This is a genomic window from Nonomuraea sp. bgisy101, assembly GCF_057708945.1.
In genome coordinates this window covers 209820-230840 of record NZ_JBYITD010000012.1, presented here as the reverse complement: position 1 = coordinate 230840, position 21021 = coordinate 209820, and the positions used below count along the sequence as shown (strand labels likewise).

Below are 21021 nucleotides of genomic sequence, written 5' to 3'. Positions count from 1 at the left end.
CCGCTACTGGCCTAGAAGCCAGCGCCGCAGCCAGCGAGTCCACGACCTGCTGTCAGCGCCCTCGCCCTCTTCGGACGGCGGGGGCTCTAGCCGTAGCGGCTGGACGGGTGCCCGCGCCGCCGCTTCGGCGGCTTCCTGCGCCTCCTTCGCGAACACCTCTTTCCACTCTCTCGCGTACGCGCGCCGGCCAAGCTTGGCCAGCAGCAGCGCGCGAAGCCAGGTGAATTCCGGGCTCGGAGGTGTGTATCGCATGACGGCTTCAGTTAGTTCGGGATTCTGTTGCTCGAATGCGTAGAGCGATTCAACGGCCCCTTTGGGCAAGGGCGCTCCCACCTCCCTTTCGAGGCGACGCGCGGTGAAGGGGTCGATCTGGTATTCGTCTGGGACCATGGCGCGTTCCTTGCGGCCGGGGTGACAAGGAAACATCGACGGTACGTCACGGACCTGATACGCGAAAGCCCTATTCATGACGAACGCCCCGTCCATCAGGGCGGGGCGTCGCCTTCCCAGGCGTCGTCACCAACGTACGCCTCGGATCGAGGCTGCGCCAGCTATCTGCTGCTGGTCGTGAAGCCCGCTGTGGTCGGGTCGCCAGTCGTGCCGGCCACGATGGACGCCAGCAGGGTCAGCACGGCGGCCATGCCCGCCATCGAGCCGACGGCCAGCCACGCCACGTCGAACAGGCCGATCGCGCCAGTGCCTATGGTGGCCAGAGCCGAGCTCGCGGCGGCACCGACCATGCGCTCGCCAGCGTCCACCCAGAACAGTCCGGTCAAAAGTCGTCGTGGGCTCATGTTGATCTCCTCATGTGAGGTGGGGAAAGAGGAAGCCGCCAGCCACGGAGCGGACTCGTCGTCACGGAAGGGCTGGTCACGTTGTGCAAGCTGGATCAAGTAGAGATGGACCAGGGGGTCGATCAAGGCGTGACGTCGAGGCGCACGGTCACGCGCTCGATCGCCTCCTCGATCCGCGCCATCAGCGCATCGACGTCCACCTCCGAGTGACCCTCAGCGATGAAGGCCGCCAGAGTCTTGATGGTCTCGGCCTGCGCGTCGAGCTGACCGGAGATCTTCCGCAGCCAGTTGCCGTGGTTGACCAGGACGTTCCCCGCCTGCCAGCTCGGGTTCTCCTCGCTGCCGTAGGGGACCTTCAGTTCGTGCTCCCACAGGTCCTTCGCGCTCACGTCGTCGTCCTCCTCGTAGTCGGGGTTCCAGAACCCGGCGATCACGTTGCTCGCGCGGACCCTGCGCTTGCAGGAGTCCGCGGTGTTGCCCTCGATGGTCTGCACGCGGCCGTCACCGAGGTTGACCTCGACGATCCCGACGTGGTCGATCGCGCCGATCCGGTCGGTGCCGTCCCAGTCGAAGAACACGACCGCGCCTGGCTTCGCGTGCTTCCGGATGTTCTCGGACGTTCCCGGATACCAGCGGCCGAGGTCCTTGCCGTCCTCGGCGTGCCAGACGGTGAAGGCCCTGTCGCCCTCGGGTAGTACGGCGTCGGCGTTGCCGGACTGGCGGGCCCAGTGCGTGATGCTCATGTCGCACCACGGAGCGCGAAGGAACTCGCTTCCGTTGCGCGAGGCGTAGTCCCGCGTGATCGGGTTGGGCCGGCCGCTCATGCCGAGGTCCTTGCGTGCCTCGGCCAGCATCGTCGCGGCGGTCATGGCGTGGCCTCGCCTCGGTAGATGCCGGCGGCGTCCGGCGCCCCGTAGAGGGCCGCCAGGACCTGCTCCTCGTCGTCCTCGGTCGGCCCCCACGGGCGCCGGTTGACCCGCTCGGCGACGAGCTCGGCCTCGGTTCTCTCGGTCATGAATCCTCCTCACTGCTTGTCACGGGCACGAGCCCGGCATCGCGGACTTGGCGGGTCAACCTGGCGACCTGCCGCTGAAGGGAGTTGATCTGGGCGGCCTGGCGGTCGATCTCGGCCTGCATCCGGCCGAGCGCCCCCTCGTACACCTGGCGGGCCCGTTCGTAGGCGCCAGCTTCGATCTGCCGGACGGCCGCGTGCTCGTCGACCTGGGCCCGCCGGTCGGATGCGTGGCGGGACAGGCGCGCGGTAATGACGGCCGCGGCGACGCTGGCAACCGCACCGATTCCCGCCACCACCACGGCGGTGCTGTCCATCGCCGCAGCGACGGCGAGGATGACAGCGATGGCGTCCATTACGGCCGCCTGAGGGGCTCAGGCCAGGAGGCGATGACGGCGACGAATCCAGCGAAGGCAAGCCAGATCGCCGCGGCGACGTAGCCGCGGGGAATCTCGCCGAGCAGCCACCCTGCCAGGTAAATACCGCCCCACCCGACCTTGAGCCAGGACGCCGCGACGAAGGCCGCCCGATCCGCGACCATGAACGCCTGGACAGCGCACAGGAGCCCCACCGAGCCCCATGCGACAGCCCAGACCGGCAACGGCAGGATCGTGGCCAGGAACGCGTACGAGGCACTGGAACGCGTCTCCAGCGGGGGCGCGATCAAGCTGCCGGCGAAGACGAGGTCCAGGAGCCCGAAGAACAGCAGCGCCGATCCCCGGTGCCCGATCCGGGCCCGGAGACTCTGCCACCACCTGATCGCCCTGGTCATGGCATCGGGATGACGATGATGTCGCGCGCGGCGATGTCGGCCGTGTCCGGGTCGGTTCCTCCTGAGGTCTGATACATGGCGCGCAGGTAGTACAGCTGGCCGGGGAGCAGGTTCTCGATCAGGCTGACGCGGCAGCCGTACTGGAATTCGGTGTCGTTGGCGAGGCTGATGTAGCCGCGCAGGGTCACCGAGGAGGCGAGCACCTCGACCCCGCTGGAGCTGTCTCGGAAGAGATTGGGCGCCAGGAACACGCGGTCGACGGCCGAGGCGCCGTTGTCGCGAAAGCCGCCACCGATCGTCAACCTAACCCGGCCGGACGGCGGGCCGACGAAGTACACGCCCACCTCGGGCGTGCCGGTGATGTAGCTCGTGGACGTGATGTTGGCGATCAGCGTGTCGTCGCCGATGAACGAACTGGGGGCCAGAGTGCGGACGAGGTCGCCGTCGACGATGGTCATGGCGCCGGCGCCACGATGATCTCGCGGCAGGCGATGTCCTGTGTGGACGCGCCCGCGTCGCTGGTGGCCACGGCGTACTTGACCACCGCGTAGTACAGCTGACCTGGCACCAACCCCTCCAAGATGCTCTCTCGGCTGCCGTAGTGAAACGCGGATGCGGCGATGTCGCTGCCAAACCCGCGGGTGGTCACGGTCGGGCTGAGCACCACGGCGCCCGCCGCGTTGGTGATCCGCACCTCGGGGGAGAGGAAGATGCGGTCGCCGCCCGCGCCGTTGCCCAGGCCGCCGCCGACGATGAGCAGCACGCGGCCCGACGTGGGCGCGATGAACGTCACGCTGACCTCGGGCGAGCCGGCCGTGTAGCTGGAGTTCGACGGGTTGTTGATCGCGGTGGCGTCCTGCGCCCACACCGCAGGTGGATAGTCGAGCGCCTTGACCTGTTGGCCCGCGAACGAGCTGCCCAGCGGCGTAGGGGTGACAACGACCTCGCGCACGCTGATGTCCGCGGTGCTGCCACCAGAGACCTTGTGCATCGTCCTGACGTAGTAGGTCGTGCCCGCGGTCAGGCCGGTCAGCAGCGTCGTCCGGCTCCGGTGGATGTTGGCGCTCGCCTCACCGGGGATACCGACCCCGCGCGTGGTCACGTCGGCCGCCAGGACCACGCTGCCCGCGACGCTGCCAACGCGCACCTCAGGAGCTACGTGGATCCTGTTGGTGCCGCCGTTGTCCGACCCAGCGACACCGACAGACAGCAGCACCTTGCCGGAGGTCGGCGCCACGAACGTGGTCTCGACTGAGGGCGTGCCCGCAATGAATGTTGTGCTGCTGATGTTCTGATTCAGGGTCGCGTCGGACGCCCAGACGGCCGGCGGAAAGTCGTCGGAGCTGATGGGCGCCCCGATAAGGGTGTCAGGCAACAGGGTCCTCCTCACAGTGCGTAGATGGCGGGCTGGAACATCTGCACCTGGGCGCCGCTCGCGTGGGACTTGACGATCCCGTTGACGCTGCGGATCACCGTCAATGTCTGGTTGGTGCCGCTCGGCGCGCTGACCGCGGTGACGGTCATCCGCTCGCCGCCGATCATCACGTCGTAGCCGGTGGAGGTGGTGGACCAGAGCGGCCCGGTCGGCGTGGTGATGTCCACCCCGGTCTCTGTCGTGTCGAGCGCTTCGTTGGTCACGGTCGAGTGCGGCCCGTACCTCGCGGCCCCGTCGTACACCGCGACCTGATACGGCGACTCGGGCGAGCAGTTGATGACGAGCTTGTGCTCAAAGTTGGCGAGCACCTCGGTGTAGCCCTGCACGATCTGCGAGATCTGCTCGGGCGGCATCCACGATGGAGGGTCGGTCACGGTGAGCCGGTCGCCTATCTCCATCAGGCGCAGGCTGTCTGTCAGCGTCGCGCTTCCCGCGATCTGGGAACGGGATAGATCGACGCTGATCTGCGGGTAGCGCGCCTCGTCCACCGTCCCCGTGTGGAGTCGCCATCCGGCCTGGTCGAACAGGTCGAGGTCGTACTGCACGTTGATCGTCTCGGACACGTCATACCGGCCGACTCCGGACGGAGGGGCCAGGACGGACATGGCGCCGGTCTCTTGCACCACGCGCGCCGAGCTGCCGCCCTCGCGCGTGACGGTGACGTCGTTGCGGGTCAGCTGGTCATCGTCGGTCGGGTCGAGCGAGTCGGCCAGGTGCGCGGAGTCGTAGTCCAGGGCGACGCGCGCGGTCTGGTTGTACAGCGATTCCCGCGTCCGGTAGCCGATGCCCAGGACCTCGCGCGGCTCGTACAGCATGCCGCCGTCCGCGTCTGCACACCCCCGCAGCAGATCCAGGAACCCGCCGGGCACTTGGACGCCCATCCGTGTCGAGGTGTCCAGATCTCCAAGAGCCCTGAAGGTCACGGCCTCCTCCCGGCACAGTCGCTCGATCCTGCGGCCGGCGCGCTCGCCTTTCCACGCGTTGAGCTGCGCGCCGAGGTCGAACAGGCTGGAGATGAAGTTCTGCACTGACAGGTGGCCGAAGCTGATGCCGGTGATGCCACCGTTCGGGCTGACGATGAGCTGGCCGACCCGCCCGACCGTGTTGGACGCCAGCGTGCCGCCTGTCTGCAGGCCCGACGATGCGCCTGGCTCCAGGGTCAGCAAGGTCCAGTCGATGCCGCCGCCCGACTCCGTCAGCTGCACGCTGACCCGCAGATTCTTGCCGTTGCAGCCGAAGGCCACGTCTCCAGAATCAAAGAGCAGCGTGCCGCTGGAGTCGTAGGCGCGCAGGCCGAGCGTCCCGCCCGTGCCGTAGTGGCACTCCCACCGCCGGGCGCTGCCGGTGCAGTAGAACGTCAGGACGGCCTGGTTGTCCTCGGCGCCCGCGGCTGGCACGTGCATGAGCCAGCGGATCTGCGTGTCGACGCCGACGGTGTACGTGGGCGCCGCGCCGGTGAAGCTGCCGCCGTTCAACGTCATGATCGGCAAGCTGCAGTCGAATCCGCTGTAGTCGCCGAATTCCGGGCTGCCGATGTAGGCCATACCCTGGTGCGTTGCGAGCGCTGAGGCGGCCTGCTGCGAACCTTGCTCGTCCTCGAACGGCCAGTAGGCGACCAGCCCGAACGTGTCTCGAAGGATCGCCCGGTACATCACACTGCCGTCGACACGCGTACCGGTGCCGAGGCGGCGCATGATGCCCGCGGCCTCGATCGGCACGTACACGTCGGTTCCGGTGGTGTCCCACCGCTGGGGGAGGGATGCGATCTCTCCGTGGAAGCGCCACCGCCTGTTGCTGATCGTCGCTCCGACCTGCACGGTCCACGTACGGCCCGCCGCGTCTACGAACGACGACGCCCCGGGCGTCTGGATGCTGAAGTCGGGATTCGCGACTGGCGATCCGCCAATGCCGTTGCGCAGCTCGAACGCGTGGACCTGGCCGGTCAGGGCCGGATGGGTCAGGTTGCCGTTGTCGCCGAGCTCGAGCTCCGCCGAGCTGGAGAAGATAGACGTGGTGCCTGCGGTGACCACCGGGTCGCCGAGCTGTGTCCACGGGCCGGCCATGGTCGGCGCGGTGTAGAACACGACCGTATTGCCGCCGGCGCCGTTGTTGACGTCGTGCGTGATGCGCACGGCCTGCCTGCCGCTGCCTGGTGCTGGGGCAGGCTTCGTGCTGAGTACGGTGGTGGTCGCGGTGCCGGTTGCTGACCAGGTGTAGCCGAGCTTGCCGGAGTTGTCGGCGTACAGGTAGAACGCCCAGCTGCGTTGGTTGCCGACGATGTCGTACTTGCCCGCCAGGTCCTGGCTGGAGCGCCAGTTGCCGAGCGTGCAGTCGACGCGGATGTCGATGTCGCCGGTGATGTCCAAGCTCGCGTGATCCGGGGTGGTGATGCGCATCAGCGTGGTTCCGTCGAGAGCCAGGTAGGAACTGCTGCCAGCGAGCGAGGCGCGGATCGGGGTGTTGCGCCCGAGGAGTCCATAGTGCGGGCCGGTCGGGTTCCTGGGGCTGTAGCGGCCGTCGCGGTTGTTGATCGTCGCGGTGAGCGTTGAGCGGTCGACCTGGCCGGACTCGTCCGAGCGGCCGCGCGTGATGTCCACCTGGTCGCGCCGGTAGACGTGGCCGAGGGTGGTGATGTTGGTCCAGGTGCCGACGTTCAGCTCGACGGTCAGCGGGAGCGGGGTCTGCGGGAAGGCCACGTCGTCACCTCGATCCCAGCACGGCCTGGACGTTGCCGCCGCGGGTCCGTACCGACTTGCGGAGCGGGTCGATGATCAGCTCGCCGAGCTTCTCCTTGCCGATGTTGAGCGTGATGTGCAGGTCGCCGCCCCAACCGCCCCCGCCGCCGGCCATCATGGCGGCGGTCTGCCCGGCCGGGGTCACCTGCGACCCGAAGGGGAGCCGAATGAGCTCGGGGCCGCGCTCGCCGGTCAGGGTCCAGCCGCCTGCGACGCCGCCTGTGGCCTTGCCTGAGGAGGTTTTGAGGGCGGACCGTACCGCGGAGGTGGTGAGCCCGTACCGGTCAGCCAGCGCGCTGGCCTTGCTCTTGCTCAAGCCCATCGAGCGGGCCATCTTGATGAACTCGGCGCGCTGCTCGCGCATCTTGGCGATGACGGTGGTCGAGGCGCGGCCCTGCTCGCGCATCGCGACGACGACCTCTTGCGCGGCCTCGGCGAGGCTGAGGAGCGCTGCGCGGTTCTCGCGGCCCTTCTCTGTGCTGATATTGAGGGTCTTCTTGTTGTCCTTGAGGCTCTTCTTGGCGGCGTCCCAGGCGGCCTCGTAGCCGGACAGGGCGCGCTCTTGACCGAAGATGCTGGCGGTCAGCTTGTCCATCGCCTCACGGAACGACAGGACTTCACGGATGGTGTCGGAGATGCCACCGAGCCCACCGCCGAGGCCGCCCCCGTCGGACGACTGCTGCCCGCCTGATCGGAACGCCATGCTGATGGAGCCGAACCCCTGGGTCATCGCCCGCGTCTGCCCCGCCGGCACCACCGAGGAGCCGAACGGCAGGCGCACGATCTCGGGGCCCTGCTCGCCGACCATGGCCAGGGATCCGCCGCTCGCGCCGGACACGCCGCCGCTCGCGAAGCGGGATAGACCGCCGATGACGCCGCCCTTGGCCCGGTCGTAGGCGCCCGTACTCGTGACACCGTTGAGGACCGAGCGGCCGGTCGAGGTGTACCGGACGGTGACCGTAACGACCTTGCCGCGCAGCGAGTTGATCGCGTCCTGGGCACGCTTCTTGGAGGCGAGGAGTGACGCGATCTCGGCCTTGAGCACAGCGCGGCGGGTCTTGGTGAGGTTCGGGTCCTTCAGCTGCTTGCGCGCCGAGGCAAGCTTGCGGTCGAGGTCGCGGATCTCGCCCTCAAGCTTGACGATCTTGGGGAAGTTCTCGATGTCCTGACGCCATTCGCCGAGCCTGTGGCGGGTGCCCGCGATGGACGCGGCGATGGATGCGGCGCTCTCCTGCCAAGGCCCGGGGATCGAGGCGACGACCTCCATGATCGACTGGACGCCGGCCAAGACGACATCGACGAACTCCGCGGTCGCGATCATGCCTGAGCGGAAGGCGGACGTCAGTCCCGCGATCCCCTCGATAGCCGCCGGGAGCAGGCGAAGGAGCCCGATGAGCAGCATCGAGATCAGGTCTTTGTTCTCCGTCACCGTGGTCGACAGCGTGATCACGGAGTCCGAGATCTCGGAGAAGAGACCGGGCAGCTGAGGTCCGATCGCGGACAGGAACTGTCCGAAGGCGTCGAAGGCGGGCCCGATGGCGGGCTTGAGCTCCTTGAAGGCGTCGCCGAGGTTGGCGACGAAATCCTTCAGGGGCTCCTGGGCCTGCTTGAAGCCCTTACCGATCTCGGGTGCGAGGTCGGAGACGATGGATTTTGCCTGCTTGCGCGCCTCGTCGAGGACTGGGAGGAGGGGCTTGGAGGCGTCCGTCATGATCGTCTTGAGGTCGGTCCAAGTCTTCGTCCACTCGGCCTTGACCTTCTTGTTCTGCGCCAGCAACGCCACACCGATACCGGTGACGGCGCCGCCGATGCCGAACGTCAGCGCGCCCGCCAGCGCCGCACCCACGGCAGGGCCCGCCGCCATGATCGCGCCGACAATCGCGCCCACCAGCAGCGACCCAAGGATCGGAGTCCCCGCCACGCCCTGCGCCGCCGTCTTCATCGTGTCCTGCAGCGCTGTCGCGACGCGGTTCGAGCCCTTGACCAGCCCCCAGCTGATGCCGTTGAGGAGGCGCGAGGCGAGCCCGCGGCCCTCCCGCTCGGTGGCGGCAGGCGCTGGCGTGAACGCCTTCGCGAATCGGCCGCTGGCGTCACGCGCCTGCTTGAGCACACTGCGAGTTGCCTTCTGTGCGCCCGCCTCGACCCCGGCGGCCAGCTGATCGCCAGCCTCCTTACCCGCGTCCGCGAGTTCCTTCACGAACCGGCCCCGAGCGTCACGGGCCCGCCCGAGGATGCTGCGCGTGGCCTTCTGCGCGCCGGCGTCGACCCCGGCGGCGAACTGCTCGCCGCCCTCCTTGCCGGTCTTGGTCAGGGTGCCGCGAACGTCTGCGCCCATCTGCTTGGCACGGCGCATGGCAGAGACCATGCCGGGCTCCGACTTGTCCTTCGAGGTGATGACAATCTCGACCTCGTTGGCCATCCTCTACACCCCCTCTCCCAGGTCGGTCTCCGTGGGTCCGGCCAGTTCCTCCAGCTTCAGCAGCCGCAACAGGCTGGCGTCCTCGGCCAGCAGCTGCGACGGGAGGCACCCGAACCGCTCGCACTGCGCGAGGATCCAGCGGGCCTCGGTCAGCTCGCGAGGCTCGGTGACGACACCTCCATCGGCAGTGATGCCTCCTGGAACGGATCGCCAGAGGGCGATGGCTCGTCCAAAGGGGCCGGCACACCTGACAGGTGCTCGGCCCAGCCGCGCAGAACGCAGGCGATGAGCCTCGGGTCCTGCTCCAGCAGCGTTTCGTAGGTGCAGGGGACGGGTGTGACCGTGCCGTCCTCTTCCTCGTCTTCGATGTTCCAGGCCTCGAACAGCTTGCTGACGTGGCGGAACGCCTTCTGGATCTCCTCGACCTGCGCGGCGGTGGTGGCGTCGGCGACCTCGGCCATGTCGATGAGGTCGATGTGGGGGAGCAGCTCGAACAATGCCCCGATGCCCACGCTCTTCAGCCAGACGGTGAGCCCCTCGAACTCATGCCCCTCGCCGAACGAAATCTTGATCGTCTTCTTGCGCCTGTAGCCCATGTCAGCGCCTCACGCCCACGTCGGCACGGTGCCGTCCGCGAGCACACCTGGCGCCTGGAACGTGAGTGCGCCGTCCGCCGCCCTCGTCAACGCGTAGTCGGTGAAGAGCAGCTCGCCGGCGAGTGTCTGCCCGGAGTGGGTCAGCGTGACCGTGCGCGCGACGCTGGTCGACGGGACGGTCTTGAACACGTCGTGCGACATGTTCGACGCGTCGTTGAACACGCCGTTCAGGGTCACGCTGAAGTCGGCGAGCAGCAGCAGCCGCTCCATCGCGCTCTTATCGACGCCGGTCACGTCCTGCACGGCGCGCGGCGTCGCGAACTCAAAGTTGGTGATGTCGTTCTTGATCGCCCGCACACTGCCAGCCGAGTCGTCCACGCTCAGCGTGGACCAGCCGAGACCCGATTCCTTCGCCATGGCCTACTGCCCTCCCTCTTCAGCTTTCTTGATCTGCACTTGGACCCCACCGAGCGCCGTCACGACCGACAGCAGGTCCCGGTCTGAACTGGCGAACTTCTCGGTGTAGATCACCGGAATGTGATCGGCCTGGATGTCGATCACCACGCGTTTGGTGTCCTCGTCGTACAGTCCCGCCGCTCTGAGAGCGTCGAGCAGGCTCGTGCTGAACCCAACACTGCGGGCCACGCCCATCACCCCTTCTCGATCGCCCGGTTCAGCCGGTCCTGGTGTTCTGCGAAGTCCTCGACCCAGTCACCGCCGCGCCGGTGCTGGCGCGGCGGCGTGCCGAGGGGGTTGCCGCGGAAGTCGCCGCCCTTCACGAAGTAGAGCGGCGGCCGCTCCAACGGCACCTCGTGCTGGCCAAAGCACTTCTGGCCGGGCTCGAACACGAACGCGGTCAGCCCCTCCACGTGCTTGTCCTCGCGGAACCGGCGGCCGGACAGCTTGCGGATGTAGTGCGCCTGCTGCTGGCCGCGCTCGGTCGTCTCGTCGATCAGCGTCTTCCAGCCGCGCTCATACGCGCCACACGCGGCCTCCTCGCAGGTGGCGGGCCGCCAGTGCGTCGAGCGGGGCGAGACGACCTGGTACGTCTTGTAGGCCTGCGCAGGCACGACCGGGATGATCCGGTTGAGACGCCTCATGGCCGCTCCCTCTCTCGCGGTCGCCCGCCCTCCACCTGGGCAGGGCGAGGGCCAACCCGGTCCGGCTGCCGAACACGCCGATCAGGTCGCGGCACCTCCACCCACGCCGCCTCCAGCCGCACGAACCCCGGCAGCGAATCCGCGCGCACGAGCACCGCCTCGCCTGCCACGTACGGGGCGCCGGTCTCGTCCCACGCCTCCACAGCGAGGGCCAGGCGCTGCTCGTCGTCGAGCACCTTGTAGAGCGCGATGGCGCCCGTGGTGCAGGGGATGAAGGCCACTAGAACAGCACCTCCGTGTCGTTCCTGCTCGCCGCGACGACGAACGTCAGCGACGAGAACCCGCCCGTGGTGGTGGTGACGACGCGCAGGTAGCGCTCTACGGTCTGGTTGCGTGCGGTCTGGATCCGCTCCGACGTCGGCCCAGCGGTGACCTGAGTGAAGGCGCCGCCGACCACATCGGCCCACGCGTCGCCCGCGCCGTTGTCGCTGGACTGCTGCAGCTTGATCGTGGCGTCCGTCCCGGTGAACGCGGTCACGTGAAGGAATGCCTGGAGCCCGAACAAGGTGGAGCCGGTGCCGAAATCGACGCTGGACCCGTTGGTCGCGCCCGTGTCGGTCCGCTCGCCCGCGGTGAGCTGGCGGCCCCAGTCGATGCCATAGCCGTTGGCGAGCGTCTGCACGGCGAGAGTCAACGACCCGTCGTTGCCGCGCGTCGGGTTGTAGTCGATCTGCTTACCGACCAGCGACGCGGCCGGCGAGCCGAGTGCGGCGCCCCGGCCGTACGTGAGGATCTGATCCGTCGTCGGCAGCAGGGACAGCCGATCGTGCGCCCGGTCAAGGGCCGTGTTCCAGAACGCCACGTACTCGAACGAGCCGTCCCGCGCGAGGCCGACCCGCTCGAACGCCGACTTGTCGATGCCGGTCACATCCTGCGTGCCGGCCAGGCCGCCACCGATCCGGCCAAGAGAGCCGATGTCACCGGAGAGGTTGTAGCCCGAGACCCACAGCCGGTCGCCGAGCCCGCTTTGCTTTGCCATCAGGGCACCTGCTCCCAAACGTCGTTAACGATCACTGGCAGGACGACGTCCATCACGCGGAAGGCGAAGCCGTCTTGCTGCAGGTATCCGGCCCGTGCCGACAGCGCGGCCCCGCTCTGGCCGAGCAGGTCGACATTGCGGACGGCACCGCCGAGGGTGAAGTCGCCCGAGTAGGCGGTCATCAGCTGGTCGACGGCGGCCATGATGTTCGGGTCGATCATGTCCCTGGGCTGCGCGTCAGCGTTCCCGCGGATCCTGAGCGTCCACACGATCCGCGCGCTGGTGGCGGCAAGGCCCGACATCGCGGGGAGCGGCGCGATCGAGTCCGCCCACACCTCGGCGTGCAGGCCGTGGCCGGGCGCGTTGGCCGCCTCGTGGGCGTTGACGGACTCGAAGACGCCCAGGCTCATGGCGTGGGAGACGATGCCGTCGAGGATCGCAGTCGCGTTCAGGCTCACTGCATCCTCCTGATGTAGCGCCGGAGGGTCCGCTCAGCGATGGCGGGTGCCTTGCGCTTGAGGCCCTGCGTCACACGCCGGAACGTCCAGTAGCCCTCGAACCGGGTCTTGGGTGCGTTGCGGGAGCCGGTGCCCTCCAGCCAGTGGCCGTAGATGATGCGGTTGTCGTAGAGGACCCGGCCGCCAGCGAACGCCCTGTTGCGGATGTTGCTCTGGTAGTGGCCGGTGGGGTGCTTCAGGACGCGGACGAGGGTGAAGTGGATGTCGCGGAATCCCTGATCGGCCACGTCGTCCACGACCGCGTCAGCGAAGTCATGGGCGGCCTCGACGGCGCGGCCGTCGAACAGCGGCCCGTGGACGTCGACCCGCGCATGCACCTCCAGCATCAGACCCCCCTCGTCCGGGCCTTGCGGCCGTACGCGGCGTAGGCGTCGGCCAGGACGTCGCCCACCCCGCGCCCGACCTCCTGAGTGCGCTGCCTGCTCGCGCTGACCGACCCCGACGGGGCGCTCCTGGTCTCGGGCCGCGCGTACCCGGACTGCTCGCCGAGCAGCTGCGCGATAGCCAGCGCGATGGCGGTGTCTCGGATGAGGCCGGGCACCAGATGCCGCACGATGGCCGCGCCGTTGGAGTGCGTGGCGGCCGTGGTGCCGAGCGCGCCCCGCTGCACAGTGAGCGTGCGCGGTGCGTAGATGTCGGCGCCGGCGGTGTGCGCGGCCAGCGTGCTGCCGTCCCACGCGCGCTTGACCGTGAGGTTGTTGCCGGCGATGTCCACCACGAGCATCCGCTCGGAGTCGATGAGGATGACCTCGTCGGCCGCATACGCCGACCCGGTGGTGACGGCCACGGTGACGGACGACGCCTGCGCCGTGAGGTTGCCGCCGAGGTTTTGGCCGGTGTCGAGCATGCCCTTGCCGGTGACGATCATCAACTCGTCGCCGGCCTTGATGATGTCGCCCACCCCGATCGCCGCTGAGTCGGAGACGTTGACGCTGGTGGCGCTCGTTGTGGCGATGGCGGCGGCCAGTGTGCCCGCCGGCGCCTCTTCGGCGGAGTGGCCATACACGGCGGTGAGCTCGATGGACTGCTGGTGTGTGGCGCCCGAGCCGAAGGCGGCCGAGCTGCCGAGGTTGATCTCGATGCGGGTGTACGGGGGCCCATCCGTGGGGTACAGCACGTAGCCGCTCGGCGAGATCGTGACGCCGCCGGAGACGAGGTCGATGACGGAAACGACCTCGTTGGCGTCGAGCCATAGCCGCCACGGCCGGGCGCGCTGCGAGTTCGGCCAGTCGAAAGAGCGGGTGTCCACCTGCGGATAGAACTTGCGGTGCAAGCGGCCCTCGATCGTCCGCGACGCGGACTCGATCGCCCGGTCTACCTGCCGGTTCGAGCGCGCGGTCTCAGCGACGTCCAGCGCCCGCTTGACGTCCTCACGCGTGCAGTACCAAACCGCCACCATGCCGCGCCCTCCTCTCAGGCGTAGACGAACCTGACCTCGACGAACCCGGCCCCGCCGGTGCCGCCCGCCCCGCTGTTGTTGCCGTTGAGGGAGGCGCCCCCGCCGCCTCCGCCACCGCCGTACGCTGCGCCCGTCGCGCCCGCCTGCGCCGCCCCGGTGACGGATGCAGCGCCGCCGCCACCACCCGCACCGGGCAGGCCTGCGCCGAGCGCGGCCGGCGTGGTCGGACTCGCGCCGCCGACCACGCCGCCCGTGCCGCCTCCCGATGAGCTCCACGAGGACGTCGCCCCGCCAGCCCCGCCGGCGCCCGCGGCGTCGGCTGCGGTGATGCCGCCGCCGGATCCGCCGCCGGCCGCCCCCGCGCTGAAGTTGAACCCGCCGAGCGCGCCGGCGCCGCCTGTCGCTGACGCTGTGCCGCCGTCCGCGCCTGCTGGTGCGCCGCCGCTTCCGCCTGCGCCGCCTGCGCCCTGCTGGCCGCCGCCCGCCGCGGTGCCCGAGGTGGGCCCGATCGTCAGTGACCCGGTGGCCACCGACGAGGAGCCGCCCGCCGAGCCGGATGCGCCGTTGGTGTCGTTGGCCGAGACCGCCGCACCGCCGGCCCCGCCCGCGCCCACGGTGACGCTGTACGTCGCGCCCCAGCTCGCTGCTGGAACCCACACGTCTCGCAGCGACGGGCCCGACCCGCCTCCGCCACCGCCGACCCTGGCCGTACCAGCCGCGCCCCGCCTGCCTGACCCGCCGCCCCCGCCGCCGTTGATGACGGTCACGAACGCGCCCGCGATCCCCGCCGGCGTGCTCACCCCTGCCTGCGACGAGGTGTAGGCGCGCACCTCCTGCCGCGCCGGAACCAGCTCGATCCCGGCCATCAGCGCCACGCCACCTGGAGCACATGCAGCACGGTGCTGCCCGAAGCCGTGACCGCGTACAGGCCGCTGTCGGCCGCCAGGTCCACGCTCAGCGCGTCGCCAGGCGCAAGCTCGAACCCCGCGCCCGCGGCAACGTCCGAGGCGCCGACGTCGGCGGCCACCTGGCCGCGGTTACGCACCAGCAGCGACACACGCTGAGCAGCGGCCGGAACCTGGATGTCCAGCCGGTCGGCGCTGGTGTTGACCGTGACGCGGTAGCCGCCGGGGATCGCGGAGCGTGGCAGGGTGCTCATGGTCAGGCGTCCTCAGAGCCTGTGGCCGGTCCAGATCCATCCGTCGAATCGGCAGTGGAGCTCGCCGTTTGGCCCCGCTTGGAGCGGCTCCCCGTCTTGGGGGCACGCTTCGGGAGGGGCGGATTGCTCGGCTCGTCGCTGCTCGGCGGCTTCTCTGGCGATGTCGAGGAGTTGCTGCCAGCTGATACGTCCTCGCCTCCCTCAACCTCGTCGAGGTCGGGCCATGCGTCGGTGTCGGTGCCATCGGACCAGACGCCGCCGACGATCTGAGCGCCCGCGATGCTCGGCCCACCGTGTCGGGTGATCTTCGGCATTGCGCCGTCCTCCTCGTATTCCGTCGATCGGCAGTGCGGGCATGCCGGGAGGCCGACCGCGTAGGCCGTGGTGCACTCCCGGCATCGCCACAACGCCATGGCTACGCCGCCGCCACGGACGCGCCGCCGTCCAGCGGGATGTAGGTGAGCTCCCACTTCACGCTGCCGGTGTTGGAGGCCGCGCAGTCGAGCAGGATCGAGCCCGGCTTGAGTACCAGCGGCTGAGCCAGGACCTTGTTGCTCGGCAGGAAGTTCAGCGCGTCCTGCATCGCGGTGCCCGGCGTGCCAGTGATCGAGTACATGGTTCCGACCGCGTCGGCGGTGATGTCGAGCACCGCGCACAGGTCCTGCGTCGCGCCAGCATCGACCGGGTCGAACGTGAGCTTGGTGTTGTCGGCCTGCGTCTGGATGACGGTGGTCACCTCACCGACGAGGCTGGTGACCAGCACCTTGCCGCCGGTGATGGTGAACAGCGCGCCCGCCGCGGTCTGCGGGAGTGCGGCTGTCGCTCGCGCGACACGGATGCCGCGCAGCAGCGCACGAAGCTGATCGCCCTGGATGAGAGTGGACATTCAGGACCCTCCTCAGACCACGTTGCGCGGCAGGTTGGCGGGCTTACGCTGCTGCGTCAGATCGTGGACAACGGCGATGAGAATGCCGCCGTCGACGGTGACCTCGACGCAGTTGAAGCCGTCGGACAGCTGCGAGGCGTCGACGGTGAAGCACATCGCGTCGTTGGTGGTGTCGCCTCCCAGCGCCAGCGTGTCGTCCTGCTCGGCCATGGCCGTCCAGGTGCCGCCGACGCCCGGCGCCTTGTGCGGGTAGACGTCGCAGTCGAGTGCCTGCTCCGAGGCGCCGTCGATCGACTCCTTGATGGTGGCGATCGTCGTACCGTCGTCCTCGAACGTCACGAACGACACAGCGGCGGCGTTGGTGAGCGGAATGTGCACGCCCGACGCGGCCGGAATGACGTTGAAGACCCTCCCGAGTCCTCTCATGGTGCGCCCTCCTTGAGGGGGTTGACTGCCTCTACGGATGTGGCCCCGGCCAGGGCGTTACTGCTGGCCGGGGCTGGCGGATCAGGCCCGGTTCGCGATCTTCACGAACGGGGACAGGGTGTTGGAGCCGCTCTTCGGGGTGATCGCCGACTTGATCCACGGCGTGCCGTCCACGCGCTCGATCACGCGCATCGCCGTCTTGTCGTTACCGAACTTGAAGTGCGCCGACGTCTCCGCCTGCATCACCTGGCGGTCACCGATCAGGTAGTAGCCGAAGTCGACCAGGTTGATGTCGCCGGCGTCACCGACGGTGGGCACCTTCTCGGTGAAGATGACCGGCCGGCCCAAGATGCGCATCGGGGGTGCGGCCTCGCCGCCGCCGTCGCCGATCCACACCGCCGAGCCGCCGGTACCGACGGACAGGGCCATGGTGGCGAGCTCGGGGAAGGTGTCGTTGTTGGCCACCCACACCGCGCGGCTCATCGAGCTCGGCAGCATGCGGGCGTACATCTTGACCAGGTTCTCCCACAGGATCGTGTCGGCGGTCTGGCCGCTCTCCTTGGCGACGCTTACGGCGGCCGGGGCGTTGAGGTAGCCCAGCGGCTGGCCGACGCCGTTCCCGCTCGTGAAGGCGACGTCCTCGAACCAGGCGAGCGCCTCAGGGTAGGACTCGCTCATGAACTGGACGAGCGAGATGATGCTGTCCTGGAACAGCTCGTTGGGGACCTCGCTGTACAGGGTGAGCTTCTTGGCCACCAGCTCGATCCGGCCGAACGTCGGCGAGCTGTCGGTGAGGGTGCCGCCCTCCTCGGTCCAGTAGCCGGTGATGCCGCCGTAGACCGAGCTCGCGTTACTCGTCGAGTCGATCATCGGGTAGGGGACGGTGAGCGACTCCATCGGCACCACGCGCGCCCGCGACCGGACCACGGCCATCTCCAGCGCCACCCGCAGCAGCTCGCTTCGCAGGAACTCCGGGATCAGGAAGCCGCCGTCCGACGGGACGCTCGACCCGAACGAGTTCTGGATGCGGGCGATCGTGTCCTGCGCGGCCATCGCGGTCGCGCCCTTGGCCCCGTCCCACGTGGCGGTGAGGTAGTTCCCCCAGTCGGAGAACTCCTTGTCGAGCTTCGCGCCGGGCGCCTTCGGGTTGTAGTGGCGGGAGCGGGCGACCGGCGGGCCGTCCGGGGACAGGTTGAGCCGGTTGATGCCGTCGATCTGGTCACCGCGCAGGATGTCGGCGAACGCACGCTGCGTCTCGGCACGGACCTGCTCGGCGATGCCCGGGTCGGCTGCCTGCTGGGCCTTGGCGTACGCCTTGATGAACTCCTGCAGCGACTCAGTCGAAGCGAGGATGCCGCGGTATCGCCCCGGATCGCCGAACATCTCGGCCAGTTCATCGCTGTTGCGCGGCACGGGGATGTCCTTCGGCAGGACAGGTGTGGTCACAGCAGTGCCTCCCTCAGGCTCTCCCACTCGTCCTCGGTGGACGGCGGTGTGATCAGGTGGGCGGTTGTGTCCGCCCAGTCATCCGTCACCGGCTCGTCCACCGGGTCGGGGGGTTCGTTGTCGCCAGGCGAGACGGGGGTCTCGTCGACCTCGGCCACGGGCGAGGGCGTGGGGGCGGGGGTGGGGCTGGCAGGCACTGGCTCCTGCTGCTCTGCAATGGGGGGCAGAGCGGCCGCCACGGGGAGGGACGGCGCAGTAGGGGCCGGTGCCTGGTCAGGGGCAGGAGCAGCGACGGTGGCGACCGCCGTCGGCTCCTGGTCGCGGGAGGGGTGCGGCACCAGCTCGTCGGCGAGCCCCGCCTCGACCGCGGCCTCGGCGGTGTACCACGTCTCATCCCGCATGTAGGTCCGCCACGTGTCGATGTCGCCGCCAGCGCGGGCGGCGTAGATGCTGGCGAGCGTGGTGGACACCTGATCGAGGAGGGCGGCCATGGCCTTCATGTCGGCGGCATTGCCCCAGCACAGGCCGGACGCGTCGTGGATCATCGCCTGCGATCCGCGGTTCATGACCACGCGGTCGCCGGCCATGGCGATGAACGAAGCTGCGGAGGCTGCGAGGCCGTCGACTGTGACGGTGACCTGGCCGGGGTAGTCGATCAGCATGTTGTAGATCGCGAGCCCGTCGAACACGTCCCCACCGGGGCTGTTGATGCGGACATGCAGGTCTCCGCTGATGCTGGCGAGGGCGGCGGCGACGTCGGTGGCGCACACGCCCCAGTAGGAGATCTCGTCGTAGATCATCAGCTCTGCGCCGCCGCCCTCAGTGGCGGTGACCTTCGCCTGCGGCCGTACGAACCCGTTCGGCAGCGCCCTCGCGTCACGCTGGGCAAGGAACGCCTGGACCCTGGTGACGAGCGCCGGGTCGAGGGGGCGCAGGGTCTTGTTCATGATTCACCCCAATGCGGTTCGATCGTGCCGCGGCAGCGGATGGTCCCGAGGCACCCGAAATAGCCGCCATGCGGATAGCTCTCCCTCGCATCGCGGAGGGTGTCGAACCGTTCGCCGTTGACGTCGGCACACTGGACGCAGACGTTGCGGTCGCGCTCCTCGACGGCCTCGTACCAGGTCGGACCCTTGCCGTCGGTCTCGGATTGCTCGAGCGTCGCGTACCGGCCTTCGGCCTCGGCTGCCCAGATCGCGCCGCCGAGCTCGGCGCGCAGGCTCGCGTCGGACAGGCTCTCCATGTGCTCGCGCACCCGGGCGGCAACCTCGCGCCCGGTCATGCCGGGCGCCCACACGCGCAGTGCCTCACGGCCGGCGGCGAGCGCCAGGCCCGCGGCGAGCATGGCAGCGGTCGCAGCGGCCGAGGCCGCCAGCGCAGCAGCCAGCGCGCCGGCAACCGCCGCGGCGGCGATGGTGACGCCCTGCTCCTGCGCAGTCTCCACCATGCGCTCGCCGGCGGCTTCGGCCTGGGCTTGCATGACGGCCTCCAGCAGCGTCACCCCAACGTCGCTGGAGGCCGTCAGCGCGGACAGCCCCGCCCGGTCGTCCGCATCCACGAGAGCCTGTATCTGGGTGATGAGCTCGGTGATCTGGTCGTCGGTGACGCTGGCCCAGTCGGCGAGCAGCTCGTCGAGGCGTTCCTGCCAGTCCTCGCGCGTCTCCTCGGTCTCGGCCTGGGCGCGCAACCGGTGCAGCAGCGCGTCAGCGGACGGCGCCGGCCCAGGCGCGGGGAGCGCGGCCGGTGCGGGCTGAGCGGGAGGCTCGCGCCAGACGAGCGATTCCGGCAGCTCCAGCGCCTCGACCACGGATTCGCCGGTGAACCCGGCATCGACGTACAGCTTGGCCGCCTCGGCCTTGCTGGTGCGCTCGCGGTCGCGGACCTCGGCATCCGGCGGCACAGGGTCGGTGTAATCGAACTCCAAGTCCTTCGCCGTGTCGCCGAACAGCGGGAGGAAGTCGTTGTTCAACGCCGCCTTGAACCGCTCCAGCCTCGGCACGATGAGCATCTCCGCGAACCACGCCTTCGACGCCTCGGCAGTCGCCCGGTTGACGTCGTCGACATCGCCGACCGCGAACTTCGGCATGCCGAACGCCTCGCGGATCACGTCCCGGGCGACGCCGCGCAGCTCGGCGAACTGCATGTCCCGCATCGTGAACTTGCGGTCCACCCACCGGCCGTGCTCCAGGATCGCGACGCGGTGGGCGTTGGCGACACCGCGGTGCTGCTCGTTCCACCGCTCCCGAAGCTCGTCGAACTCGTTGTCGCCGAGCCTCTCGGGCACCTCGATGATGCCGCCGGGCTCGGCGGAGTTGAGGAAAAAGTTCCTGTTCCACTCGGCCGAGTACTTCGTCGAGTCGAGGTCGGTCAGGATGCTCTGGACTGGGCCCATGCCGCGGTACGGGTCGAGCGGGTTGGGCATGCGGAGCTGGATGACCTCGTCACGCTCCAGCGGTACTTGCTCGCCGTCCGGGCCGAGGTAGACGTATCCGCTGATGAACTCGGTCGGGTGCGGTACTGGGTAGATCCGGTCGGGGCGGACGGGCCACAGCTCCAGCGGGATTGAGCGGGCGCGCGGGTTACGGGCGATGACCCACCAGCCTTCGCCGGTCAGGTCGACGTGCTGCTGCTCGGTCTCGACGAACTCCTGGCGGGGCATGAACGGGTTCGGCCGGTTCCAGATGTCGAGGGCCAGGTGGCTGGTGACGGCGACGCGGTCTTCGTCGCGGCCCGTCTTGGCCTTGCGCCACAGCCCCCATTCGACCTGGCTGGTGGCGTTGCTGGTGCGGTGGACGATCGAGAACAGCGTGCCCACGCTGCCCATCGCCTGCATCTGCGCCGTGGAGTCGTTACGGCTCATGAACGGCATGGCCCAGCTCGCCGAGCGGCCGACGTACGGCACAGGTGCCTGGTTGCGCAGGCTGCGGACGAGGGCGCCGAGCGGGGATCTCATCTCCGGTCGCCGCCGCTCAGGGCCTCCAGGATCAGCAGGGAGACGCCTGCGACGGCCAGGCCGGCGGCGAGGTGCAGCGTCCATGCGGCGGCGGTCAGCAGGCCGAGGCCGGCGACGGACAGGACCAGCGTGCGAATGGCGGCCCAGCGGGGGAGGAGGCGTGCGGCGGCGCGGGCGGCGCGCACGGTGAGGGGGACTCGGGGACGGCGAGGTTTCGCTGCGGCTGTTGCGCGCTCAGCGGTGAACGCGTCCATGAACGTCGTCACGGGTGCGTCCGAAATGTCGCCATACAGCGGATGGTACAGCTATCAGGAGAATTTCCGGCAGATGTG

Annotated in this window: 28 protein-coding genes; all 28 read right to left on the bottom strand. The window is 69.2% G+C overall.

Annotated features, from left to right (window positions below; translation table 11 throughout):
• Positions 1 to 3: 3 nt before the first annotated feature.
• The 28 genes from AC3EO4_RS24170 to AC3EO4_RS24035 all read right to left on the bottom strand — a co-directional run bounded on the left by AC3EO4_RS24170 (position 4) and on the right by AC3EO4_RS24035 (position 20955).
• Entirely contained in the window at positions 4 to 390 is a 387-nt protein-coding gene (locus AC3EO4_RS24170) for a hypothetical protein (protein WP_431897949.1), read from the bottom strand.
• 161 nt (positions 391 to 551) lie between these two features.
• A complete protein-coding gene (locus AC3EO4_RS24165) occupies positions 552 to 920 on the bottom strand; it encodes a holin (protein WP_431897947.1) in 369 nt (122 codons plus the stop codon).
• The gene (locus AC3EO4_RS24160) at positions 917 to 1663 is read right to left on the bottom strand and encodes a CHAP domain-containing protein (RefSeq protein WP_431897945.1); all 747 of its coding nucleotides are present in this window, start codon (positions 1661 to 1663) and stop codon (positions 917 to 919) included. The genes AC3EO4_RS24165 and AC3EO4_RS24160 overlap by 4 nt, the downstream gene beginning before the upstream one ends.
• On the bottom strand, positions 1660 to 1809 hold the full coding sequence (locus tag AC3EO4_RS24155) for a hypothetical protein (RefSeq protein ID WP_431897943.1): 150 nt from the start codon (positions 1807 to 1809) through the stop codon (positions 1660 to 1662). The genes AC3EO4_RS24160 and AC3EO4_RS24155 overlap by 4 nt, the downstream gene beginning before the upstream one ends.
• The gene (locus tag AC3EO4_RS24150; RefSeq protein WP_431897941.1) at positions 1806 to 2162 is read right to left on the bottom strand and encodes a hypothetical protein; all 357 of its coding nucleotides are present in this window, start codon (positions 2160 to 2162) and stop codon (positions 1806 to 1808) included. Before AC3EO4_RS24150 ends, AC3EO4_RS24155 begins: the two co-directional genes overlap by 4 nt.
• Entirely contained in the window at positions 2162 to 2578 is a 417-nt protein-coding gene (locus tag AC3EO4_RS24145; RefSeq protein ID WP_431897939.1) for a hypothetical protein, read from the bottom strand. Before AC3EO4_RS24145 ends, AC3EO4_RS24150 begins: the two co-directional genes overlap by 1 nt.
• Positions 2575 to 3036 carry a hypothetical protein gene (locus AC3EO4_RS24140; protein WP_431897938.1) on the bottom strand — a complete coding sequence of 154 codons (462 nt, stop codon included), beginning with the start codon at positions 3034 to 3036 and terminating at the stop codon, positions 2575 to 2577. Before AC3EO4_RS24140 ends, AC3EO4_RS24145 begins: the two co-directional genes overlap by 4 nt.
• Positions 3033 to 3968, bottom strand: coding sequence for a hypothetical protein (locus AC3EO4_RS24135; protein WP_431897936.1), 936 nt, complete (start codon positions 3966 to 3968; stop codon positions 3033 to 3035). Before AC3EO4_RS24135 ends, AC3EO4_RS24140 begins: the two co-directional genes overlap by 4 nt.
• Positions 3965 to 6709 (bottom strand): hypothetical protein, encoded by a 2745-nt coding sequence (locus AC3EO4_RS24130; protein WP_431897934.1) that lies wholly within the window; start codon positions 6707 to 6709, stop codon positions 3965 to 3967. The genes AC3EO4_RS24135 and AC3EO4_RS24130 overlap by 4 nt, the downstream gene beginning before the upstream one ends.
• A gap of 4 nt (positions 6710 to 6713) precedes the next feature.
• Positions 6714 to 9167, bottom strand: a complete 2454-nt coding sequence (locus AC3EO4_RS24125; RefSeq protein WP_431897933.1) for a phage tail family protein — start codon at positions 9165 to 9167, stop codon at positions 6714 to 6716.
• A gap of 149 nt (positions 9168 to 9316) precedes the next feature.
• Positions 9317 to 9763 (bottom strand): hypothetical protein, encoded by a 447-nt coding sequence (locus AC3EO4_RS24120; RefSeq protein WP_431897931.1) that lies wholly within the window; start codon positions 9761 to 9763, stop codon positions 9317 to 9319.
• 9 nt (positions 9764 to 9772) lie between these two features.
• Positions 9773 to 10180 (bottom strand): hypothetical protein, encoded by a 408-nt coding sequence (locus AC3EO4_RS24115; RefSeq protein ID WP_431897929.1) that lies wholly within the window; start codon positions 10178 to 10180, stop codon positions 9773 to 9775.
• Between the two features lie 3 nt (positions 10181 to 10183).
• Complete coding sequence (locus tag AC3EO4_RS24110) at positions 10184 to 10414, bottom strand: hypothetical protein (protein WP_431897928.1); 231 nt, start codon at positions 10412 to 10414, stop codon at positions 10184 to 10186.
• A complete protein-coding gene (locus AC3EO4_RS24105) occupies positions 10414 to 10863 on the bottom strand; it encodes a hypothetical protein (protein ID WP_431897926.1) in 450 nt (149 codons plus the stop codon). The genes AC3EO4_RS24110 and AC3EO4_RS24105 overlap by 1 nt, the downstream gene beginning before the upstream one ends.
• The gene (locus tag AC3EO4_RS24100) at positions 10860 to 11144 is read right to left on the bottom strand and encodes a hypothetical protein (protein ID WP_431897925.1); all 285 of its coding nucleotides are present in this window, start codon (positions 11142 to 11144) and stop codon (positions 10860 to 10862) included. The genes AC3EO4_RS24105 and AC3EO4_RS24100 overlap by 4 nt, the downstream gene beginning before the upstream one ends.
• Positions 11144 to 11902 (bottom strand): hypothetical protein, encoded by a 759-nt coding sequence (locus AC3EO4_RS24095; protein ID WP_431897923.1) that lies wholly within the window; start codon positions 11900 to 11902, stop codon positions 11144 to 11146. The genes AC3EO4_RS24100 and AC3EO4_RS24095 overlap by 1 nt, the downstream gene beginning before the upstream one ends.
• The gene (locus AC3EO4_RS24090) at positions 11902 to 12360 is read right to left on the bottom strand and encodes a hypothetical protein (protein WP_431897921.1); all 459 of its coding nucleotides are present in this window, start codon (positions 12358 to 12360) and stop codon (positions 11902 to 11904) included. The genes AC3EO4_RS24095 and AC3EO4_RS24090 overlap by 1 nt, the downstream gene beginning before the upstream one ends.
• Positions 12357 to 12746, bottom strand: coding sequence for a hypothetical protein (locus AC3EO4_RS24085; protein ID WP_431897920.1), 390 nt, complete (start codon positions 12744 to 12746; stop codon positions 12357 to 12359). Before AC3EO4_RS24085 ends, AC3EO4_RS24090 begins: the two co-directional genes overlap by 4 nt.
• Positions 12746 to 13819, bottom strand: a complete 1074-nt coding sequence (locus AC3EO4_RS24080; protein WP_431897919.1) for a hypothetical protein — start codon at positions 13817 to 13819, stop codon at positions 12746 to 12748. Before AC3EO4_RS24080 ends, AC3EO4_RS24085 begins: the two co-directional genes overlap by 1 nt.
• 14 nt (positions 13820 to 13833) lie before the next feature.
• Entirely contained in the window at positions 13834 to 14694 is an 861-nt protein-coding gene (locus AC3EO4_RS24075; protein ID WP_488186353.1) for a hypothetical protein, read from the bottom strand.
• The gene (locus AC3EO4_RS24070; protein WP_431897917.1) at positions 14685 to 14978 is read right to left on the bottom strand and encodes a hypothetical protein; all 294 of its coding nucleotides are present in this window, start codon (positions 14976 to 14978) and stop codon (positions 14685 to 14687) included. The genes AC3EO4_RS24075 and AC3EO4_RS24070 overlap by 10 nt, the downstream gene beginning before the upstream one ends.
• Before the next feature lie 2 nt (positions 14979 to 14980).
• Positions 14981 to 15292 (bottom strand): hypothetical protein, encoded by a 312-nt coding sequence (locus AC3EO4_RS24065; protein WP_431897916.1) that lies wholly within the window; start codon positions 15290 to 15292, stop codon positions 14981 to 14983.
• Positions 15293 to 15393: 101 nt separating this feature from the next.
• On the bottom strand, positions 15394 to 15864 hold the full coding sequence (locus AC3EO4_RS24060; protein WP_431897915.1) for a hypothetical protein: 471 nt from the start codon (positions 15862 to 15864) through the stop codon (positions 15394 to 15396).
• Between the two features lie 12 nt (positions 15865 to 15876).
• Positions 15877 to 16290 (bottom strand): hypothetical protein, encoded by a 414-nt coding sequence (locus tag AC3EO4_RS24055; protein ID WP_431897914.1) that lies wholly within the window; start codon positions 16288 to 16290, stop codon positions 15877 to 15879.
• Between the two features lie 81 nt (positions 16291 to 16371).
• Positions 16372 to 17736 carry a phage major capsid protein gene (locus AC3EO4_RS24050; RefSeq protein ID WP_431897913.1) on the bottom strand — a complete coding sequence of 455 codons (1365 nt, stop codon included), beginning with the start codon at positions 17734 to 17736 and terminating at the stop codon, positions 16372 to 16374.
• On the bottom strand, positions 17733 to 18683 hold the full coding sequence (locus AC3EO4_RS24045; RefSeq protein ID WP_431897912.1) for a head maturation protease, ClpP-related: 951 nt from the start codon (positions 18681 to 18683) through the stop codon (positions 17733 to 17735). The genes AC3EO4_RS24050 and AC3EO4_RS24045 overlap by 4 nt, the downstream gene beginning before the upstream one ends.
• Positions 18680 to 20689: a phage portal protein gene (locus tag AC3EO4_RS24040; protein ID WP_431897910.1), complete on the bottom strand. Its 2010-nt coding sequence runs from the start codon at positions 20687 to 20689 to the stop codon at positions 18680 to 18682. The genes AC3EO4_RS24045 and AC3EO4_RS24040 overlap by 4 nt, the downstream gene beginning before the upstream one ends.
• Positions 20686 to 20955, bottom strand: coding sequence for a hypothetical protein (locus tag AC3EO4_RS24035; protein WP_431897908.1), 270 nt, complete (start codon positions 20953 to 20955; stop codon positions 20686 to 20688). The genes AC3EO4_RS24040 and AC3EO4_RS24035 overlap by 4 nt, the downstream gene beginning before the upstream one ends.
• Between the last annotated feature and the right edge of the window lie 66 nt (positions 20956 to 21021).

What these genes read in the sequence shown, in the direction of transcription:
- AC3EO4_RS24145 (WP_431897939.1), bottom strand. Translation starts at nt 2,578, where the DNA reads ATGACCAGGGCGATCAGGTGGTGGCAGAGTCTCCGGGCCCGGATCGGG.
- AC3EO4_RS24065 (WP_431897916.1), bottom strand. Translation starts at nt 15,292, where the DNA reads ATGCCGAAGATCACCCGACACGGTGGGCCGAGCATCGCGGGCGCTCAG.
- AC3EO4_RS24120 (WP_431897931.1), bottom strand. Translation starts at nt 9,763, where the DNA reads ATGGGCTACAGGCGCAAGAAGACGATCAAGATTTCGTTCGGCGAGGGG.
- AC3EO4_RS24085 (WP_431897920.1), bottom strand. Translation starts at nt 12,746, where the DNA reads ATGCTGGAGGTGCATGCGCGGGTCGACGTCCACGGGCCGCTGTTCGAC.
- AC3EO4_RS24160 (WP_431897945.1), bottom strand. Translation starts at nt 1,663, where the DNA reads ATGACCGCCGCGACGATGCTGGCCGAGGCACGCAAGGACCTCGGCATG.
- AC3EO4_RS24095 (WP_431897923.1), bottom strand. Translation starts at nt 11,902, where the DNA reads ATGGCAAAGCAAAGCGGGCTCGGCGACCGGCTGTGGGTCTCGGGCTAC.
- AC3EO4_RS24105 (WP_431897926.1), bottom strand. Translation starts at nt 10,863, where the DNA reads ATGAGGCGTCTCAACCGGATCATCCCGGTCGTGCCTGCGCAGGCCTAC.
- AC3EO4_RS24070 (WP_431897917.1), bottom strand. Translation starts at nt 14,978, where the DNA reads ATGAGCACCCTGCCACGCTCCGCGATCCCCGGCGGCTACCGCGTCACG.
- AC3EO4_RS24040 (WP_431897910.1), bottom strand. Translation starts at nt 20,689, where the DNA reads ATGAGATCCCCGCTCGGCGCCCTCGTCCGCAGCCTGCGCAACCAGGCA.
- AC3EO4_RS24140 (WP_431897938.1), bottom strand. Translation starts at nt 3,036, where the DNA reads ATGACCATCGTCGACGGCGACCTCGTCCGCACTCTGGCCCCCAGTTCG.
- AC3EO4_RS24155 (WP_431897943.1), bottom strand. Translation starts at nt 1,809, where the DNA reads ATGACCGAGAGAACCGAGGCCGAGCTCGTCGCCGAGCGGGTCAACCGG.
- AC3EO4_RS24045 (WP_431897912.1), bottom strand. Translation starts at nt 18,683, where the DNA reads ATGAACAAGACCCTGCGCCCCCTCGACCCGGCGCTCGTCACCAGGGTC.
- AC3EO4_RS24060 (WP_431897915.1), bottom strand. Translation starts at nt 15,864, where the DNA reads ATGTCCACTCTCATCCAGGGCGATCAGCTTCGTGCGCTGCTGCGCGGC.
- AC3EO4_RS24125 (WP_431897933.1), bottom strand. Translation starts at nt 9,167, where the DNA reads ATGGCCAACGAGGTCGAGATTGTCATCACCTCGAAGGACAAGTCGGAG.
- AC3EO4_RS24110 (WP_431897928.1), bottom strand. Translation starts at nt 10,414, where the DNA reads ATGGGCGTGGCCCGCAGTGTTGGGTTCAGCACGAGCCTGCTCGACGCT.
- AC3EO4_RS24080 (WP_431897919.1), bottom strand. Translation starts at nt 13,819, where the DNA reads ATGGTGGCGGTTTGGTACTGCACGCGTGAGGACGTCAAGCGGGCGCTG.
- AC3EO4_RS24115 (WP_431897929.1), bottom strand. Translation starts at nt 10,180, where the DNA reads ATGGCGAAGGAATCGGGTCTCGGCTGGTCCACGCTGAGCGTGGACGAC.
- AC3EO4_RS24150 (WP_431897941.1), bottom strand. Translation starts at nt 2,162, where the DNA reads ATGGACGCCATCGCTGTCATCCTCGCCGTCGCTGCGGCGATGGACAGC.
- AC3EO4_RS24170 (WP_431897949.1), bottom strand. Translation starts at nt 390, where the DNA reads ATGGTCCCAGACGAATACCAGATCGACCCCTTCACCGCGCGTCGCCTC.
- AC3EO4_RS24055 (WP_431897914.1), bottom strand. Translation starts at nt 16,290, where the DNA reads ATGAGAGGACTCGGGAGGGTCTTCAACGTCATTCCGGCCGCGTCGGGC.